This is a genomic window from Streptomyces longwoodensis (assembly GCF_001514125.1).
Classification (GTDB): Bacteria; Actinomycetota; Actinomycetes; order Streptomycetales; family Streptomycetaceae; genus Streptomyces; species Streptomyces longwoodensis.
Window position 1 is genome coordinate 259,471 of the sequence record NZ_KQ948561.1, and the last position, 19,397, is coordinate 278,867.

Genomic DNA, 19,397 nt, shown 5'->3' on the forward strand with positions numbered 1-19,397 from the left:
CGTGGGCGTCGGCAGCGTCGTGGGCGTCGCCGGCGGCACGGACGACGCCGTGGTGGGAGCTGTCGGAGCTGTCCTGGGGCACGTGCTCTCCTCGTCGAGAACGGGTGGGGCCGGGAGGGACCGCGCCCGGCCCGGAAACCGGTGCGGGGGTCCCTACTTGAGGCGCAGGGCCTTCATCAGCCGCAGGCTGCGGCTCATGAACTGCGCGTACTTCTCGTCCGTCATGCCCAGCGCCGGTGCCATCGGCAGCAGCCGCTGCTGGGCCACCGTCTGGGCCTCCGTGTACTTGAGGATCCCCTCGGAGCCGTGGCGGCGGCCCAGGCCGGAGTCCTTCATGCCGCCCATCGGGGACTGGACGCTGCCGTACGCGGCGGCGTAGCCCTCGTTGACGTTGACCGTGCCGGAGCGCAGCCGGGCGGCGACCGCGCGGCCCCGGCGGCCGTCCTTGGTCCACACCGAGGAGTTCAGGCCGTACGGCGTGGAGTTGGCGAGGTCGACGGCCTCGTCCTCGGTGCGGAAGCGGTAGACGGAGACGACCGGGCCGAAGGTCTCCTCGGTGCACACCGCCATCGGCTCGGTGACGCCGTCGAGGACCGTCGGCTCGAAGAAGTACGGCCCGACGTCCGGCCGGGCGACACCGCCGGCGAGCACCCGCGCGCCCTTGGCCACGGCCTCCTCGACGTGCCGGGTGACGGTCTCCAGCTGCCGCTCCCCCACCAGCGAGCCCATGTCGGCGCCGTAGGCGAGGGCCGTGCCCAGGCGCATCGCCCGGGTGCGGGCGGCGAAGCGCTCCAGGAAGGCGTCCGCGATCGACTCGTGGACGTACAACCGTTCGATGGAGATGCACAGTTGGCCCGCGGAGGAGAAGCAGGCGCGCACCGCGCCCGCGGCCGCCCGGTCGAGGTCGGCGTCCTCCAGGACCAGCATGGCGTTCTTGCCGCCGAGTTCGAGGGAGACGCCGACCAGGCGGGCGGCGGCGCCCTGCGCGACCTCGCGGCCGGTGCGGGTGGAGCCGGTGAAGGAGACGTAGTCGGCGTGCCTGACCACCTCGGGACCGACGACCGGGCCCTCGCCGAGGACGACCTGGAAGACCTCGGCCGGCAGGCCCGCCTCGACCAGCAGGTCGCGCGCCCACAGCGCGGTCAGGCAGGTCTCCGTGTCCGGCTTCATCACCACCGCGTTGCCCGCCACGAACGCCGGCAGGGCGTCGCCCACGGACAGCTCCAGCGGGTAGTTCCAGGGGGCGATCTGGCCGACCACTCCGCGTGGGTGGCGCAGCTCGGTGACCTTCGTCAGGGTCGGCATCGCGCCGGTGTGCCGCTTGGGCCGCAGGTAGGCGGGGGCCTTGCGGCCGTAGTGGCGGGCGGCGACCGCGACGGCCTGGACCTCCTCGTGCGCGTGCAGCCGGGCCTTGCCGGTCTCCAGCTGGATCAGGTCCAGGACCTCCGCCTGGCGCTCCAGGACCAGGTCGTGGAAGCGCAGCAGCACGGCCGCGCGCTCCCGTACGGGCGTGCGCTCCCACACGGCCTGCGCGGCGCGGGCGCGGTCGAAGGCGGCGGCCACGTCCTCGGGCGTGGACTCCGGCAGGTCGGCGAGCTTCTCGCCGGTGAACGGCGTGTGGTTGGCGGTCCGGCCCGAGCCGGCCACCCCCTTGGTGAGCTGGGCCACCAGCTCCGGCGTGACCACGTCGGCCGCGGTGCGGGCGCCCGGCGGGACGGGGGCGACGGGGTTGGTGCCGGTAGCGGCCTTCTCAGGAGCCTGCGCGTCGGTCATGAGGCGCAGGGTATGCCGCCGGACGCCCTTTGTGTACCCGTCGGTAACAGGGATTCACGCAGCGCTCACACGCCGCCAGTGATCACTGGCACGAATGCCCTGATCAGGGGCCTTCCCTCAGCCCGGGAGGATGACGAGCCGGTCCCGGGCCGCCTTGAACAGCGCGGCCCCCTGCTTCTCCTCCGCCGACCCCTTGGGCATCTCGACCCGCAGCTCGTACTGGCGCCCGTCCTCGGTGCGGACGAAGAACTCCAGCACCCGGTGCCGGGCGTCCTGGTCGCCGTACACCGTGTCGGACTGCACGGCGTCCCGGCCGCGCAGCGAGGTGACCGTGTACTGCGTGGCGTGCTCGTCGAAGTACGTCCAGGTCCGCGCGTGCTGCTTGGCCTGGCCCATGAGGTCGCCGTCCGGCGAGGAGTCGTACTGCACGAGGCGGACCTGGACGGAGCCGGCCGCGTACTCGACCATGCGGGGCTGGTAGGTGTCGCTGCCCTGGCGGGCGTACTCCGTGTAGGCGGTGGGGAGGGAGAGCGTCGCGCGCATCGCCTGCTCGGGGTGCGCGGTCCAGCCCGCGGCGCTCGGGGCGGGGGCGGAAGCGGAGGCGGTGCCGGGGCCCGGCTTCCCGGACGAGGGGTTGTGCGCCGCCGTGTTCCTCGTGTCCGCGCCGTCGTCGGGGCCGAGGACGAAGGCGGACCCGAACCAGACGGTGCCGACCAGGACCCCGCCCAGGAGGGCGAGGGGGAGGGGGCGGCGGTGGAGGGAGCGGCGCGGGGACGACGCGGGGGCCTGCGGCCCGGTCGGCGGGGGCGGGGGCTCGTCCGTCGTGCCGGGTCGGGCGGGGGTGGCGTCGTCGGGGGGTGTGCGGTCGGCTTCCGGTGCGGCGTCGGCGTCGGCGTCGGCGTCGGTGTCGGCGTCGGCGTCGGCGTCGGTGTCGGCGTCGGCGTCGGCTGCATCCGCGGCTGCGGCGGGCGGTGACGCCAGTCGTCGCGTGCGTATGTCTTCGGCGAACTCCCGCAGCGCGCGGGCCTCCTGGGGTGCGAGGCCGTCTGCCGTCGGCGCCCCCGGTAGGGGCCACGCGTCGGCCGCGGGTACGTCGTCGGCGGCCTCCCGCACCGGTGGCGTACCGTCGGCGGTCTCCCGCACCGGTGGCGTACCGTCGGCCACCGCCCGCAGCACCGCCTCCGCCTCCTCGGCGTCCGGGCGCAGGGCGGGGTCCTTCACCAGCAGCCGGGTGAGCAACGGGCCGAGGTCGCCCGCCCGTTGCGGTTCCGGCACGTCGGCGGCCAGGATCGCGGCGAGCGTCGACTCCAGCGACGTACGGCGGAACGGGGACCAGCCCTCCACGGCGGCGTACAGCAGGACGCCCAGGGACCACAGGTCGGAGGGCGGGCCGGCGATGCGGCCGGACATGCGCTCGGGGGCGACGAACTCCAGCGAGCCGACGAACTCGCCGGTCGCGGTGAGGGAGTCCTCGCCCTGGACGTGGGCGATGCCGAAGTCGGTGAGGACGACCCGGCCGTGCGCGCCGAGCAGGACGTTGGCCGGTTTGACGTCCCGGTGGACGATGCCGACCGCGTGCGCGGCACGCAGCGCGCCGAGGACGGCGAGGCCGACGCGCGCGGCTTCCGGGGGCGCCAGCGGGCCGCGCCGCAGCAGCTCCTGGAGGGACTCGCCGCGGACCAACTCCATGACGATCCACGGAAGTACGTCGAGGCCAGCCGCCCCGACCACCGGGTCGGCGCCCTCGCCGTCCGCCTCCTCGGCGACCACGTCGTGGATGGAGACGGCCGAGGGGTGGTCGACGCGGGCGGCCGCGCGGGCCTCGCGGTAGAGGCGGTGGGCGGCCCGGCGGTGCGACTCGTCCCCGGGTTCGCCGGGCAACCGGGGCTCCTTGACAGCGACTTCGCGGTCGACGAGCTCGTCGTGCGCCCGCCAGACCGTGCCCATGCCGCCGGAGCCGATGCGCTCCAGCAGCCGGTACCGGCCGCCGACGGTCCGCCCCTCGCCGCCCGCGGCGTCCCGGTCGTTGCTCATGCCCCATGACTACCGTGCGCGGCCCCCGGTTGTCGACGCGCACCGGCGCCCGCCGGTCAGAGCCTGTCCACGTCCAGGTTGGCGATCGCGGTACGGGCCACCTCGCGGCCCCGGCCGGTGAAGTCGCCCTTGCCCGGATAGGACACGGTGAGCTTGTACATGTCCCCGGCGGAGGAACGGTAGTAGAAGATCTGCACCTCGCGCGGGAGGGGGTTGCGGCTGTCGTCGGTGTCGTAGCGGACCGTGTTCCGGGCCGCCTTGCGGCCGTGGAAGGTGACGTTGTCGTCGGTCGCGGTGCGCGGGTGCTCGGGCATGTCGAGGCGGTAGTCGCCGCTCGCCAGGAAGTCGCCGTTGTCGGCGTACATCTCGGCCGCCGCGGACTCCTTGATCCCGGTACCGCGGTCCTCGGCCTTGCGGGCGACGGACAGCGCGAGCGAGATCGCGCCGCTCGGGTCGGTGTAGGCGACCCGGTGCCCGTCGTCCGACGCCTTCTCCGGCACGCTCCGCACGTACGCGTCGGGGTGGGCGACCGTGGCCGTGAGGTCCTTCTCGTGGCCCTTGGACCAGTAGTCGGGCAGCGGCCCGGCGAACGGGTCGGCGAGCACCAGGTACGCCGCCACCGCCGCGGCCACCACGGCCGCCCCCAGCCCGGTCCACGCCGCACGCCCCGATGACCGCTTCGGGCGCGGGACGTGCACCTCGCGCACGAGCGGCGCCGGCGGCGGCACGGGCGGTTTCGCGGCGGCCTGGAGCAGTGCCCGCACCCGGGCGGCGTCCGGGCGCCGGGCGGGGTCCTTCTCCAGCAGCCCGTTGATGGCCTCGGCGAGCGGACCGGTCGCCGCGGCGGGCGGCGCCGGCACGGCGTGCAGCACCGACTGGAGGGTGGCGGGGGTGTTGCTGCGGCGGAACGGCGAGACGCCCTCGGTCGCCGCGTACAGCACGACGCCCAGCGACCACAGGTCGGACGCGGGTCCCGGCCGCCGGCCCAGCACCCGCTCCGGCGCTATGTACTCGGGGGAGCCGACGAAGCCGCCGGTGTCGGTGAGGTTGCTCTCGCCCTCGATGTGGGCGATGCCGAAGTCGGTGAGGACGACGCGGTCGTGCCGGCCCAGCAGCACGTTGTCCGGCTTCACGTCCCGGTGCAGGATGCGCGCCGCGTGCGCGGCCTCCAGCGCGCCGAGCACCTCCAGGCCGATCCGGGCCGCCTCGCGGGCGTCGAGCGTGCCCTCCTGGAGGACGTCGCCCAGAGAGCGCCCGTGGACCAGCTCCATCACGATCCACGGGCGGCCGTCGACGACGGCCACGTCGTGCACGTTCACGACGGCGGGGTGGTCGAGGCGGGCCGCCGCGCGCGCCTCGCGGCGCATCCGCTCGAAGGCGTTGGCCCGCTCCCGCTCGGGGAGGTGGTCCGGTACGCGCGGCTCCTTGACGGCGACCTCCCGGTCCACCGTCACGTCCTCGGCCCGCCACACCGTGCCCATGCCGCCGTGCCCGAGCCTGGCCAGCAGCCGGTAGCGCCCCGCGACGAGCCGGCCGGCTCCGGGGTCCTGGGAGACGGGCGGGGACGGTGCGGGGGCCGGGCCCGGTGCGGCGGCCTGCGCGGGAGACGCCGGGGCCGGCGGGGTGGGGCCCTGGACCGGCGGGGTGGGCCCGTGGACCGGCGGGACCGGACCCTGCGCCGGTACCGCCCCAGGCCGTGGCGGCTGGAGAACGAAACTCGTCGTGTCCTCGGCCCCGTGCGGAGCTCCCCCGTTGCTGCTCATGCGTCCATCCCTATCGCGCCGGGCGCCCGCCGCTCCACACCCGGGGCCCACCGGTCACAGAGCCGTGACGTACCGGGCACGTGCCCGCCGCCTCCCCCGTGGCCTCACGAGGCCGTGAACGTGTCGACGGCCACGTCGAAGTACTCCCGCGCCTCGCGCACCTTGCCGACCGGCGCCGACACCCACACGTCGTAGAGCCGGCCGCCGTCCTCCCAGCACAGGTCGTAGGTGTGCCGGGGGCCCTCCGCCGCGCTGAAGCCGTTCCAGGTGAACTCCCAGAGCGCGGCGGGCCGTCCGCCGTGCGTGGTGTCGGTGACCACGCCGTCGCGGTAGCCGGGGTTGGTGTCGGTGCCCTCGGCGGCGGCGCGTTCCATCACGGCGTGCGGGCCGCCCGGCCCGGGTGCGGTCACCTTGACGCCGAGGCGGAAGGCGCCGTCCGGGGAGAGGTAGAAGACCCGCTCCCCCTGCGGGCTGCGGGTGAAGCCGTCCGGCACGGCGAGCGCGAACCCGGCCGGGTCGTCGGCGATGCGGTACCCGGAGGGCGCCCCCGGCCGGGCGTGGGAGGCCGGGGACACGGGCGGGGCCGGCGCGGCGGTGCGCGTCACGGTCACGGTGGGGTGCGGCGTCGCAGACGTCGTGGGGGCGGGCGTCGGCCCGCGCGTGCCGCTGCCGGTCGCGCCGTGCGGCGCCGAACTGGCCGGGGTGCCGCCCCCGTCGCCCCCGCCGTGCACGAGCAGCGCCGCCGCCGACAGGCCGGCCCCGGCCAGCGCGGCCACCAGCAGCGCGGCGATCAGCGCGCCCCGCTTGGTGCGCGGCGGCCGGTCCCGGGGGACCGGACGGTCGGCGGGCCCGGACGGCTCCTGCGGGGCGGCGCCGGCCGTCTCCCCCGGCGGCCGGCGCCGCGGCGGACCGGCGTGCGGTACGTCCCGCTGGGTCGGCGTGCGGTCGGCGGGCGCCGCGGGCACGCGCCCGGTGTCCCGGTAGGCGCGCAGCATCCGCTCCGCCTCCTCCGCGCCCAGCCGCCGCTGCGGATCGCGCTCCAGCAGCCCCCGTACGACGGGCAGCAGCGGCCCCGCCTCGGCCGGCGTGCGGATCTCGTCGAAGACGACGGCGTGCAGGATGCCGCCCAGCGAGTCGCGCCGGAACGGCGAGCGGCCGCTCAGGGCCGTGCACAGCAGCGCGCCCAGCGACCACAGGTCGGACTCCGGGCCGGTGCGCTCGCCGGACATGCGCTCCGGGGCGGTGTACTCGGGCGAGCCCACGAACGAACCCGTCTCGGTGAGCGTGGTGGCGCCCGCGACCTGGGCGATGCCGAAGTCGGTCAGGACGACCCGGCCGGTGCCGGACTCGATGAGGACGTTGGCGGGCTTGATGTCGCGGTGCAGGACACCGGCCTCGTGCGCGGCGCGCAGGGCGCCCAGCAGGGCCAGGCCGATCCGCGCCGCCTCGGCCACGTCGACCGGGCCGTGCTCGGCGATCCGGTCGGCGAGCGAGCCGCCGTCGATCAACTCCATGACGATGTAGGGGCGTTCGTCCTCCACCACCACGTCGTGCACCACGATGATGTGCGGGTGGTGCAGCTGGGCCACCGCGCGGGCCTCGCGCAGGGTGCGGTCGCGGCGGTCGCGGGCGTCGGTGTCGTCGAGGGAGGCGTCCTGGGAGAGTTCCTTCACGGCGACGCTGCGGCCGAGCAGTTCGTCGGTCGCCCGCCACACCACGCCCATGCCGCCGCGCCCGAGCCGTGTCCGCAGCCGGTAACGGCCCGCGATCACACGGCGGTCCTCGTCCCCCTCGGTCCCCATGGGCCCCATCATGCCGCACCGGACGGTCCGCCTCCGGGGCGGTGACCGGCCAACTCCCGTGCCCTCCGGCGGCCGCGGGGCCACCGGGGTCCGGCTCAGGAGGTGCCGGCGGGCTCCCGCCAACTGCGCAGCACCGACTCGAACTGCTCGGCGGTGGTGTCCCAGTCGTCGGCCGGCGAGGAGATGTACAGGACGTACTCGGTACCGTCCCGCCCGAGGTACGTCTCCTCCTTCGCGCGCCGCGGCCCGGGGAAGTCGGTGTCCTTGGCGAGCGCGGTCCAGGTGTACTCCCACTCGGACCCGGGGCGGTCACGGTAGACGTTGCGCTCCAGCGTCACCCGCCGGTAGTCCACGAGCCGCCTCAACTGCGTGTCCAGGTCGGCCTGGTGCTCGTAGGCGTCGTCGTAGTCCGGGGAGGTGTCCACGGCGATGCGCACGAAGTGCTCGCCGCCGTCGGGCGTGTAGTCGACCTGCTTGAGGTCGCCGTCGTCCTGGTACACCACGCGCTTCCAGCCCGGGGGCAGGGACAGCCGGAAGCCCAGCGGGTCGGTCACCGGCTGCCAGGAGTCGGGCGAGGTGCCGTCGCTCGCCGACGGGCTGGGCTGCGAGGGGCTGGGCGCGGAGGGGCTCGGCGACAGGGTCGTACGGCCGCCGCCCTGGTCGTGCCGGCCGGAGTCCCACTGCTGGAGCACCACGGCCGTACCGCCGCCGATCAGCGCGGCCACGGCCACCACGAGGGCGAGCGTGCGCAACCGGCGCCGCCGGGACGGCTGTTGGGGACGCACGGCGGTCCCCGGCCCCGGCGGCGGCCCCATCGGGGTCGGCCCCACGGCGGTCGGACCGGTGACGGACGACTGCGGCACGGGCGTGTGCGCGAGGGACGCGTACGGCAGGGGCGTGTGGGAGGCGGGCGTGTGGGAGGCGGGCGTGTGGGAGGCGGGCGTGTGGGAGGGCGGCGTGTGCCCGCCCGGCGTCCCCGGGCCGTACGGCGCCCCGGTCGCGTCGTCGGCACCGCCGGGGTGGGTGCCGCTCGCGTAGGGCGTCCGCCCGCTGCCGCTGTCGTAGCCGGGCCGCAGGTCGGGGCCGTACTGCGTCGGCACATACGCCTGGGCCTCGTGCGGGCTGCGGCCCTCGGCGGCCTGGGCGAGCAGGTGCTCGGCCTCGGCGGTGCCGGGACGGGAGGCGGGGTCCTTGCGCAGCAGCGCGGTGATGACGGGCCCGAGCGGACCGGCGTACCGCGGCTCGGCGGCCTCCTCCTCCACCACGGCCTGCATGGTGGACAGCGGGGACGTGCGGCGGAACGGCGAACGGCCCTCGACGGCCGTGTACAGGGTGGCGCCGAGCGCCCACAGGTCGGAGGACGGGCCGGGGTCCTGGCCGCGGACCCGCTCGGGGGCCAGGTAGTCGACGGAGCCCACGACCTCCCCGGTGCGGGTGATGGTGGTGTCGCCGTCGATCTGGGCGATGCCGAAGTCGGTGAGCAGGACCCGGCCGTCGTGCGAGAGAAGGACGTTGCCGGGCTTGACGTCGCGGTGCAGGACACCGGCGGAGTGCGCGGCGCGCAGGGCGCGCAGCACCCACAGGCCGATCCGGGCGGCCTCGGCGGGTTCGAGGCGGCCCTCCTGCTTGACGGCGTCGGCGAGCGAGCGGCCCTCGACCAGCTCCATCACGATCCAGGGGCGGCCGTCGTGTTCGAGCACGTCGTGCACGGTGACCACGGCGGAGTGGTTGATCCGCGCGGCGGCGCGGGCCTCGGCCCGGGTGCGCGCGAGGAGGGCCGGCTGTTCGCTCTCGGAGACGTAGAGCGCGGCGGTCAGCTCCTTGATGGCGACGGCCCGGTGCAGCAGCTCGTCGTGGGCGCGCCACACCCGGCCCATGCCGCCGCTGCCGATGGAATCGGCGAGCCGGTAGCGGCCCGCGAGGAGCAGGCCCTGCATCTGATTCACGTTGCCCCGCAATGCTCTTGACAGGGTCAGCGTAAGGATTGCCCAGCGTCCACGGAACCAGCGGGGTGCCAAGGAGACCGCACTGTGACGGTTGTCGCTTCCGGCCCGCGGCGGGAACCGGACGCGTCACCGGCCCCCGTCACCGTCGGCCCCGTGCCGGTCAGCCCGTGTACTGGTAAGTAGCCTGCGCCTGCTCGTAGATGCGGGTCACCTCGTCGCGCTCGGCCTCCGGGCCGCGCACCTGGACGACGTGGTAGCGGCCGTGGAGCAGCAGCGCGAGGTTGCGCACGTAGAGCTCCCGTCCGCCGGACCCCGTCCAGGTGAACTGGCCCTCCGCCATGACACGTTCACCCACCTGGGTGGTGCGCAGCCCGGAGGCGGTGGCCCAGCTGGAGTCCCGGTACGGCTGGAGCTCGCTCTCCTTCTCCCGCTGGTAGACCATCGGGTCGCCGCCGTACCGGGCCGCGGAGTCCCGGCCGGGGACGACGATCAGCTCGAAGTCGCCGTGGGAGTACACGACCTGGGCGCGCCCGTTCTTCGGCGTGCGGTCCCAGCCGTCGGCCACGGCGACGCGGAAACCGGCCGTGTCGGTGCGCAGCGTGAAGCCGTCGGCGACGGCGGGGCCGGAGCCGGACGGGGTCCCGGCGGCCGAACTGCCGCTGCCGCGCGGCGCGGGCGAGGTCTGCTCGGGCCGGGGTTCGCTGCTGCTGCTCGCCGCGGGCGCGTCGCTGACGGTGCCCGAGCCGGTGTTCTGCGCGGTGCCGTCCCGCTCGTCCGCCTTGGGCATGAACAGCACCGCGTACGCGACCGCCGCCGCCAGTACCAGCAGGATCAGCACGAGCAGGGTGCGGCCCAGGCTGCGGGGCGATCCGCTCGCCTCCTGCCGTTTGTGCCGTCCGTGGTGCGCGGGCAGTCCGGCCCTGCGGCGGCGCACCAGTTCGCCCTTGCGCCGGATGATGGGCAGCCGGCGCGGATCGGCCGGCGGCGCGGCGATGACGTGGGCGCCCGCCTCGGGTTCGGGCGCCGAGCGCACCAGGGAGCGCAGCCAGCCGCTGAGGAGCTCCACGTCGGGGCGTTCGGTGGGGTCCTGGCGCAGCAGCGACTCCACGACCGGCCGCAGCGGCCCGCACTCCTCGGCGAACGCGGGCGGCTCCGCGCACACCATCTGCACCAGCTCGGCGGTCGAGTCCTCGGGATAGGGCGCGTGGCCCTGCACGGCGCGGAACAGCAGGGCGCCGAGCGCCCACAGGTCGGTGGCGGGTCCGATGGGCGCGGCGAGCTGCCAGTTCTCGTGCACCGGGCCGGCCTGTTCGGGCGCCCACCGCTCGGTGACCGGGCCGACCACGGCCATCCGGGCCTGCCGTGCCCGCTCGGCGGCGAGCGCGGTGGCGGGCCCGCGCGGGGCGGGCGTCCCGGCGGCGGGGTCGTCCCACCGGGCGGGCCGCGTCCCCGGCTGCTCGACGGCGCCGGGGCCCTCAGCGGGGGCGGGGAGCTGGCGGCCGCCGTCGTAGGGGGCCGGGGCGGGCAGGCCCGCCCCGGCCCCACGCGCCCCGTAGGGGTCGGCGATCTGCCCGGGCGGCTGACCGCCCGGCTGCGCGAGCCCGCTGCCGTACGGCGACATCGGCGCGCCCTCCCCCGGGCCGCCCTCGACCGGGGTGCGGGCGCCGGGGAGTGCCGGCCGTCGGCCCTGCTGGGCGTCCTGGGCCTCCTGGATCCGGGCCGCCGCCCGCGCGCCCGCCCGGTACGCGGCGATCGCGCCGGCCCGCGCGGCGCGGATGTCCTCAGTGCTGTCCAGCGCCCGGGGGGCGAGCGCGCCACGGGATCCGGGAACGGCCGGGGAGGTCCCCCCGGGGGGCACGGGCCTCGTCCCCGGAGCGACTCCGGGTGCGCTGCCCGGGGCGGGTGAGGGCGCGGGGAGCCGGCCCGCCGCCCGCGCCTCGATGGCGGCACGACGCGCGGCCTCGGGGTCGACCGCACCGCCGGGCCCACCGGCCGTGGAGCCACCGGGCCCACCGGCCGCGGGGCCACCGGGGCCTGGGCCCGGCCCGCCGTCGTCCTCGGTCGGCACGGGGTCGTACCCGCACAGCGCCTCCTCGGCCGCGCCGACCGCGAGCCCGGTCAGCATGATGCGGCCGTCGTCGCAGACCAGGACGGTGCGCGCGGTGATGTTCCGGTGCACCCAGCCGTGCGCGTGGAGCACCCGCAGCGCCATCAGCACGTCGGAGGCGACCTCCGCCGCCCGGTACGGCGTCAGCGTCCGCTCGGCGAGCAGCGCCGCGAGCGGCCGGGCGGCCACCAGCTCGCTGACGATCCACAGCGAGCCGCCGTCGGCGAACACGTCGAAGACCTGGTCGAGGCGGGGGTGGTCGGGGATGCGGGCCGCGGCCTGCGCGGCCTCCACGGCGCGCCGCACGACCGGGTCGGACGGCCTGCGCGTGCTGGTGCCGGGCATCCTGCGCTCACGGGCGGTGAATCCCGCGGGCAGTCCCTCCGCGTCGAGCACCTCGGCCTCGACGACCTCGGGCAACGGCACCTGACGGACCAGGACTTCCTGTCCGCTGTAGGTGTCGAAGGCCCGGCTCTCGGTGAGTTCGTACTCGTCGGCGGGCGGCAGCGGCAGGCGGTAGCGGTCGGCGAGCACCCGCCCCGCATAGTCGTCCACGTTGCCTCCCCCGGCCGCCCGGTCGGTCAAATCCGTTCGTGTCACGCACCGTTGTGGGCATCCGGCTGGATGCGTACGGTCCGCAAGCACTCACGATACGTGCCGGAGGCAACCCGCAAAGAGGGGATGCCAGATCTCGCCTCCCCGGCCGCTCCTTCCACGGCTTCCCGCCGTACCGCGCCCCGAACGCCGGCCGGCCGTCACTTCTTCGGCTGGAACGTCTCCGAGAGCGTCTTCCAGGTGGCCGCCCGCTCGGCGCTGTTCCAGTCGGCCGCCTTCGCCGTGTACATCAGCCCGTAGCCCTGGTGGTCGTTCACCACGAAACCCCGGTCGACCGTCCGGTACGCGGTGCCGCCGTCGACGTAGGTGAACTCCCAGTCGGCCGCGTTCCAGTCGCGGTAGTCCACCTTGGCTATCCGGATCCTCTGGTACTGCGAGCGCACCATGTAGCGCTCCTGGTTCGTCCAGTCGGCGACCGGGTCGTCCTTCGGCTCGGTCGTCCAGGCGATGAGCAGTTTCTGCCCGTTCGGCCCGGTGAACCGGTCACCGGCGGCGGCGGTCGTCTGGAACTTCCACCCCGGCGGCAGTCCGATGGAGTACCCCTGGCCGCCCTTGTGCGTGAACACGGCCGTGCCCTTCCCACCCGCCGACGCTCCCGCACCGGTGCTGCTGCTCGCCCCGGACCCGCTGCCCGGCGCGGCGGCGGAGGAGGTCCCGGTGGGAGCGGACTGCGAGGCCGACCCGTCGGTGCCGGTGCCGCCGCTCTTGTCCTCCTTGGTGCCGGGGCTGCGACCGGTCACCGAACTCGCCCCGGGGCCGCCCTTGGCGCCGTCGGAACCGTCGTCGTCCCCACCGCCGAGGGTGAGGGCCAGCACGGTGCCGAGCACCGCCAGCGCCGCCACCACGGCGATGATCACCAGCGTGCGCCGCGGCACCACGTCGGTGAGTGGCGCCCGGGGCACCGGCCTCGGCGGCAGATCGGCCGGCGGCGTCATCACGGGCCAGCCCGAACTGCGGCCCCCGCCCGAGCCGGTGGAGCCGGCGGAGCCGGTGGAGCCGGTGGAGCCGGTGGAGCCGGTGGAGCCTGCGTCGCCCGCACCGCCCGCCGTCCCGACGGACGCCGACCGCACGGAGGTCGTCGCGGCCGTGCCCGTGGACCGCGTCCCGCCGGAGCCGGCCGCGTCCGCCGTGTCGACCCCGCCCGCGGCCGTCCCGCTCGCGGACCCGTCACGCGTCCCGGCCGCCGCGGCCGCCGCCCCGCCCGCCGCAGCCTTGCGCACGGACCGCAGCGCCCCGCGCAGCTTCTCGCCCGAACTGCCCTTCTCCCGCGTCCCGTCCGCCTGCTTGGGCAGCGGCACGACCTTCGTCGCGTCCGCCGGCTCGGACTCCTTCGGGTCGCGCGCGAGGATGACCGCGTTGAGCATGGCGCGCGCCCCGGCGTCGTCCAGGCGCCGCTCCGGGTCCTTGGTCAGCAGCCCGTAGATGACGTCCCGCAGCGGACCCGCGTTCTTCGGCTCCTCCAGCTGCTCGGTCATCACCGCGGTGAGCGTCGCGATCGCCGAGCCCTTGTCGTACGGCGGGGTGCCCTCGACCGCCGCGTACAGCAGTCCTCCGAGCGACCACAGGTCGGCCGCCGGGCCGGGCTTGTGCCCGCGCGCCCGCTCGGGGGCGATGTAGGAGGGGGCGCCGACGAGCATGCCGGTGGAGGTGATGGACGGATCGCCCTCGACCTGCGCGATGCCGAAGTCGGTGAGCACGACGCGGTCGGTGCCGGACTCCAGCAGCACGTTGGACGGCTTCACGTCACGGTGCAGGATGCCCTCGCGGTGCGCCGACCGCAGGACGTCCAGGATCGCCAGGCCCACCCGGGCGGCCCGCTCGGGCTCCAGCACGCCGTCCTCGCGGATGACCTCGGCGAGCGACTTGCCCTCGACGAGTTCCATCACGATCCACGGCCGGTCGTCCTCGTCGACCACGTCGAAGACCGTCACCGCGCTGTTGTTGCGGATCCTGGCGATGGCCTTGGCCTCGCGCAGCGTCCGCGTGATCAGCCGGCGCTTCTCGTCGTCGTCGATGTTCGACGGGAACCGCAACTCCTTGACGGCGACCGTCCGTCCGAGCGTCTCGTCCTCGGCGCGCCACACCGTACCCATGCCGCCGCGGCCGAGTACGTCTCCCAGCCGGTACCGCCCGGCGAGGAGACGTGCGCTCTTGTCCTGACGGGATGCTCCCGCCCGCTCCGCCTCCGACATGCGTCCCCTCAAGCAACCCGCCCTGACAGAGCCTCCATTGTCCCTCACCCGACAAGTGCCCAACGCCCCGGGTGCCCCCGTCCGGACCTCTTGCACGGCACATTTCGGCCAATAGGTGCGTCACAGTTCGGCCGCGGACCGCGACACGCCGGGAACGGGACCTTCCACACCTCCCCCGCCACCCGCCGACGCGGTTCACAGGGAGCCCGTGCAGGATGGGGCGCCCGCCCACGAGAGGACCCGCGATGCCGAGCCGCCGCGCCAGCGCCGCTCCGCTGCTCCGAAGTCTGCGGGTCGTCCCCCTGGTCCTGGTGCTCCTGTGGCTCACTACGAGCGCCTCGCAGAGCGCGTCCCCGGCACCGGCGGACGCCCTGCTGCCGCTCCTGCTCACCCGGGGCGGGGTGCCCGCCGCCGCGCTGCTGGCCCGGGAGGAGAACGGCACCCGCTACGCCGAGGCGGGTCCGGGCATCGCACGCGACGACCGCTTCCGGGCCGGCAGCGTCACCAAGACGTTCGTGGCCACCGTGGTGCTCCAACTGGCCGCCGAGCACCGGCTGTCGCTGTCCGACCCGGTGGAGCGGCACCTGCCCGGCCTGGTGCGTGGGGCGGGCAACGACGGGCGCGCGCTGACCCTCCGTTCCCTGCTCACCCACACCAGCGGCCTGTACGACTACACCCGGGACACCAGCGGCACGGTGCCCGTCACCGCGCGGCAAGCCGTCCGTCTCGCCCTCACCCACCCTCCGGCCGACCGAGGCCGCTTCGCCTACTCCAACACCAACTACGTCCTGCTCGGCCTGGTCGTCGAACAGGTCACGGGCCGCTCCTACGCCGCCGAGGCCGAGCGGCGGCTGCTCATTCCGCTGGGTCTGACCGGCACCTCCTTCCCGGGGTCCCGCAGGACCCTTCCCCCGCCGCACGGCCGGGCCTTCGCCGCCGACGGCTCCGACGTCACCGAGCTCGACCCGCGGACGGCCGGGGCCGCGGGCTCGCTGGTGACCACGCTGGCCGACCTGGACCGCTTCTACGCGGCGCTGCTGGGCGGCCGGCTGCTGCCCCCGCGCTGGCTGCGCGAGATGCTCGACACCCGTGCCGCACACGGCCTGTACGGCATGGGCCTGTTCCCCAAACGGCTTCCGTGCGGCGTCACGGTGTGGGGGCACAACGGCCGTATAGCGGGCAGCTACGTGCGCAGCGCGGCCACCCCCGACGGCCGTCGTGTCCTGACCTTCCGGGTGAACACGACGGCGATCGCAGATCCCGACCTCGAACCGGCCCTGCTCGCCGCCGAGTTCTGCCCTCGCACCCCGTAGAACGAGCGAGCCCCGAACGGAGATCCCGGACCACTACACCCGTTCGAGTGAATCGGCCGGGTGCCGGCTGTCACCGCGGCGGGGAATGAGGGCTGAGCCCGTCACAACGGCACGATGTCCGGCGCCCCCAGCCGCGCCGCGTCCGCCGTCTGGTCGTCCGGCTGGAGCTGGGACTCGCGCTCGGCCTCGACCCGCTTCTCGTAGTGCTCGACCTCGCGCTCGATCTGGTCCTTGTCCCAGCCCAGCACCGGCGCCATCAGCTCCGCCGCCTCGCGGGCCGAGCGGGCCCCGCGGTCGAAGGTCTCGATGGAGATGCGGGTGCGCCGGGTCAGCACGTCGTCCAGGTGACGGGCGCCCTCGTGCGAGGCGGCGTAGACGATCTCGGCGCGCAGGTAGTCGTCGGCGAACTGGAGCGGCTCGCCCAGCGACGGGTCGGCCGCGACCAGGTCGAGGACCTCCTCGGCCAGGGACCCGAAACGGTTCAGCAGGTGCTCGACCCGCACCACGTGCAGTCCGGTGCGGGCGGATATCCGCGCCCGCGCGTTCCACAGCGCCCGGTACCCCTCCGCGCCGAGCAGCGGGACGTCCTCCGTGACGCAGTCGGCGACGCGCAGGTCGAGCCCGTGCACCGCCTCGTCGACGGCGTCCTTGGCCATGACCCGGTACGTCGTGTACTTGCCGCCCGCCACCACGACCAGGCCCGGCACCGGGTGGGCCACGGTGTGCTCGCGCGACAGCTTGCTGGTGGCGTCCGACTCGCCGGCCAGCAGCGGCCGCAGCCCCGCGTACACCCCTTCGACGTCGTCCCTGGTCAGCGGCACGGCCAGCACGGAGTTGACGTGCTCCAGGAGGTAGTCGATGTCGGCGCTGGAGGCGGCCGGGTGGGCCTTGTCGAGGTCCCAGTCGGTGTCGGTGGTGCCGATGATCCAGTGCCGGCCCCAGGGGATGACGAACAGCACCGACTTCTCGGTGCGCAGGATCAGCCCGCTGGTGGAGTTGATGCGGTCCTTCGGCACCACGAGGTGGATGCCCTTGGACGCCCGGACGTGGAACTGCCCGCGGGAGCCGACCATCGCCTGGGTGTCGTCGGTCCACACGCCCGTGGCGTTGACGACCTGCTTGGCGCGGACCTCGTACTCGCCGCCGGCCTCGACGTCCTGGACCCGGGCGCCGACGACCCGCTCGCCCTCGCGCAGGAAGCCCGTGACGCGCGCGCGGTTGGCGACCTTCGCGCCGTAGGCCGCCGCCGTGCGGACCAGGGCGGCGACGAAGCGGGCGTCGTCCATCTGGGCGTCGTAGTACTGCAGCGCGCCGACCAGGGCGTCCTTCTTCAGGGCGGGGGCGACGCGCAGGGCGTGGCGGCGGGACAGGTGGCGGTGGGTGGGCAGACCCCGGCCGTGCCCGCGGGCCATGGACATCGCGTCGTAGAGGGCGACGCCCGACCCGGCGTACAGCCGCTCCCAGCCCTTGTGCTGGAGCGGGTAGAGGAACGGCACCGGCTTGACCAGGTGCGGCGCGATGCGCTCCAGCAGCAGGCCGCGCTCCTTCAGCGCCTCCCTCACGAGGGCGAAGTCGAGCATCTCCAGGTAGCGCAGGCCGCCGTGGATGAGCTTGCTGGACCGGCTGGAGGTGCCCGAGGCCCAGTCGCGGGCCTCCACCAGTCCCGTGGACAGGCCGCGGGTGACCGCGTCGAGGGCCGTGCCCGCGCCGACCACCCCGCCCCCCACGACCAGCACGTCCAGTTCGCGCTCCGCCATGGCCGCCAGTGACTCGGCCCGCTGCGCCGGCCCCAGTGTCGCTGTCCTCACCGCTGCCTCCCGCTCGTCCGTCGCGTCGGCCGCACCGTCAGGGCGAGGCCCGGTCTTCCTTCCCCATGCCCAAATTCTGACCGGGATGCCCGACATCAGCCACCACTCGCCCCCAGCCTGTGGACAACTGCCACGGAAGCGGAACGGACCGGCGGGAAAACACAGCCGATCAATCCCACATAACGGTCATATTTACTCCTAGTCTGACATTGCGCTCGCTCGTCCTGTCCACAGGGCTTGCGTGCCTGCCCCGCTTCGGTTACTGGGAAGGACGGCCCACGCCATGCCCGCAGATCTCGCCGTCATCGGACTCGGCCCGCTCGGCCTGCCCCTCGCCCAGGCGGCGGTCGCGGCGGGCATCCCCACGCTCGGCTACGCCACCGGGCCCGAGGCCGGCTCCGTCAGCCCCGCCGAACTGCGCCGGATGCTCTCGGGGGGCTTCCGGCGCACCGCCAACGCGGCCGAGCTGGGGAGGGTGCGCACGGCCGTCATCTGCGCGCCCACCCCGCGCGACGCGGACGGCGGGCTCGACCTCAGCCTCGTGGCTCAGGCCGCGCGCACCCTGGCGGGGCACCTGCGCCCGCACACCACGGTCATCCTGGAGTCGCCGGTGCCGCCGGGGACCACCGAGGACTTCCTGCGGCCGCTGCTGGAGGAGACCTCGGGGCTGCGCGCCGGGCGCGACTTCCAGCTTGCGTACTCGCCCTGCCGCGTCGACCCCGGCAACCGGGTCTTCACGCCCGGCAACACGCCCAAGGTGATCGGCGGCCTCACGCCCGCGTGCACGGAGTCCGCCGCCGCGTTCTACGGCCGGCTGACCGAGAAGGTGGTACGCGCGCGTGGGCTGCGCGAGGCGGAGACCGTGCAGCTGCTGGAGACCAACTTCCGGCACGTGAACATCGCGCTGGTCAACGAGATGGCCGTGCTGTGCCACGAGTTGGGCGTCGACCTGTGGGACGTCATCCGCTGCGCGGAGACCAAGCCGTTCGGCTTCCAGTCCTTCCGCCCGGGGCCCGGGGTCGGCGGGCACGCGGTGCCGCTCGACCGCGCCGGGCAGGCCGGTGGCCCGCTGCGCATGGTGGAGCTGGCCCAGCAGGTCAACAGCCGCATGCCGCGCTACGTCGTCCAGCGCGCGGCCGCGCTGCTCAACGAGCACGGCAAGTCCGCCCGGGGCGCGCGCGTGCTGCTCCTCGGCGTCACCTACAAGCCCGACCTCGCCGACCAACAGGGCACGCCCGCGCGGGAGATCGCGATCCGGCTGATGGAACTCGGCGCGTCCGTCAGCTACCACGACCCGCACGTTCCGTCCTGGAGCGTCCTGGACCGCCCGGTCCCCCGCGCGGACTCCCTCTACGAGGCCGCCGCCGACGCCGACCTCACGATCCTCGTCCAACAGCACCGCACGTACGACCTCCAGGGCCTGTCGGTGAAGGCCCAACTCCTCCTGGACACCCGCGGCGCGACCCCGACGGGGGCGGCGCACCGGTTGTGAGGGGGGCGCGAGGTGGTGCACGGTCCGGGGACTGCTGGCACAGGGGTGGGGGCGCCGGTAATCTGGCAACAGGTGGAGCCCACCGCAGCGGGTACTGCGGCAGGCTCCTGATGGTTGACGGGTGTCCGTCCCTAGCTCTTATAGGGACGGCCGCTCACCATCCGAAAAGTCGCAAGACCCACCTCCTCCGGAACTTCACCAGCCGAAGCCGGATCCCGTCCCAGCGAGTGGGCTTGCGATGGCGTCCCATGGGCGCCCCCTTCCACGACACCGCCCAGTAGCCCGGGTGGGCGGTCCGTTCGGAACGCGGGCCGGGCCCCGCGGGCGCGGGTCCGGAACCGTTCCTTGGAAGGGGGCGACCCAGAGAGCTCGGGTCGCCGATCACGGACATTACCGCCCTCCATACGCCCGTTCGGCCCCCATTCGCCCCGAACGCAACCGCGCGCCCCCCTTCGCGCCGTGCGCCGTCCGACCCGCCGCGGCGCGCACGCAAAAGGGCCGGTCCCCCCTCACGGGAGTGACCGGCCCTAGCGTCTGCCCGGAGGGGCTAGG

10 protein-coding genes are annotated in these 19,397 nt (G+C 75.0%); 2 read left to right on the plus strand and 8 right to left on the minus strand.

The window, feature by feature from the left end:
• Positions 1-153: 153 nt before the first annotated feature.
• From AQJ30_RS30065 to AQJ30_RS30095, 7 genes are all read right to left on the minus strand, one after another.
• Complete coding sequence (locus AQJ30_RS30065; protein WP_067240168.1) at positions 154-1,773, minus strand: succinic semialdehyde dehydrogenase; 1,620 nt, start codon at positions 1,771-1,773, stop codon at positions 154-156.
• Positions 1,774-1,890: 117 nt separating this feature from the next.
• Positions 1,891-3,807: a serine/threonine-protein kinase gene (locus AQJ30_RS30070; RefSeq protein WP_067240170.1), complete on the minus strand. Its 1,917-nt coding sequence runs from the start codon at positions 3,805-3,807 to the stop codon at positions 1,891-1,893.
• Positions 3,808-3,863: 56 nt separating this feature from the next.
• Positions 3,864-5,570 (minus strand): serine/threonine-protein kinase, encoded by a 1,707-nt coding sequence (locus tag AQJ30_RS30075; RefSeq protein ID WP_067240172.1) that lies wholly within the window; start codon positions 5,568-5,570, stop codon positions 3,864-3,866.
• A 104-nt stretch (positions 5,571-5,674) separates the two neighbouring features.
• Positions 5,675-7,372, minus strand: a complete 1,698-nt coding sequence (locus tag AQJ30_RS30080; RefSeq protein WP_067240173.1) for a serine/threonine-protein kinase — start codon at positions 7,370-7,372, stop codon at positions 5,675-5,677.
• Positions 7,373-7,467: 95 nt separating this feature from the next.
• A complete protein-coding gene (locus AQJ30_RS30085; RefSeq protein ID WP_067240176.1) occupies positions 7,468-9,309 on the minus strand; it encodes a serine/threonine-protein kinase in 1,842 nt (613 codons plus the stop codon).
• 169 nt (positions 9,310-9,478) lie between these two features.
• Positions 9,479-11,980, minus strand: a complete 2,502-nt coding sequence (locus AQJ30_RS30090; RefSeq protein ID WP_067240265.1) for a protein kinase — start codon at positions 11,978-11,980, stop codon at positions 9,479-9,481.
• A gap of 200 nt (positions 11,981-12,180) precedes the next feature.
• Positions 12,181-14,232, minus strand: a complete 2,052-nt coding sequence (locus AQJ30_RS30095) for a serine/threonine-protein kinase (protein WP_067240180.1) — start codon at positions 14,230-14,232, stop codon at positions 12,181-12,183.
• A gap of 245 nt (positions 14,233-14,477) precedes the next feature.
• On the opposite strand from AQJ30_RS30095, the gene AQJ30_RS30100 reads away from it, so the two are divergent.
• Positions 14,478-15,545 (plus strand): serine hydrolase domain-containing protein, encoded by a 1,068-nt coding sequence (locus AQJ30_RS30100; RefSeq protein WP_067240184.1) that lies wholly within the window; start codon positions 14,478-14,480, stop codon positions 15,543-15,545.
• A 101-nt stretch (positions 15,546-15,646) separates the two neighbouring features.
• Here the strand turns inward: AQJ30_RS30100 and AQJ30_RS30105 are convergent, their stop codons facing one another.
• Entirely contained in the window at positions 15,647-17,353 is a 1,707-nt protein-coding gene (locus tag AQJ30_RS30105) for a glycerol-3-phosphate dehydrogenase/oxidase (protein WP_079084397.1), read from the minus strand.
• Positions 17,354-17,636: 283 nt separating this feature from the next.
• On the opposite strand from AQJ30_RS30105, the gene AQJ30_RS30110 reads away from it, so the two are divergent.
• A complete protein-coding gene (locus tag AQJ30_RS30110) occupies positions 17,637-18,845 on the plus strand; it encodes a nucleotide sugar dehydrogenase (protein ID WP_067240187.1) in 1,209 nt (402 codons plus the stop codon).
• The last annotated feature ends 552 nt before the right edge of the window (positions 18,846-19,397 follow it).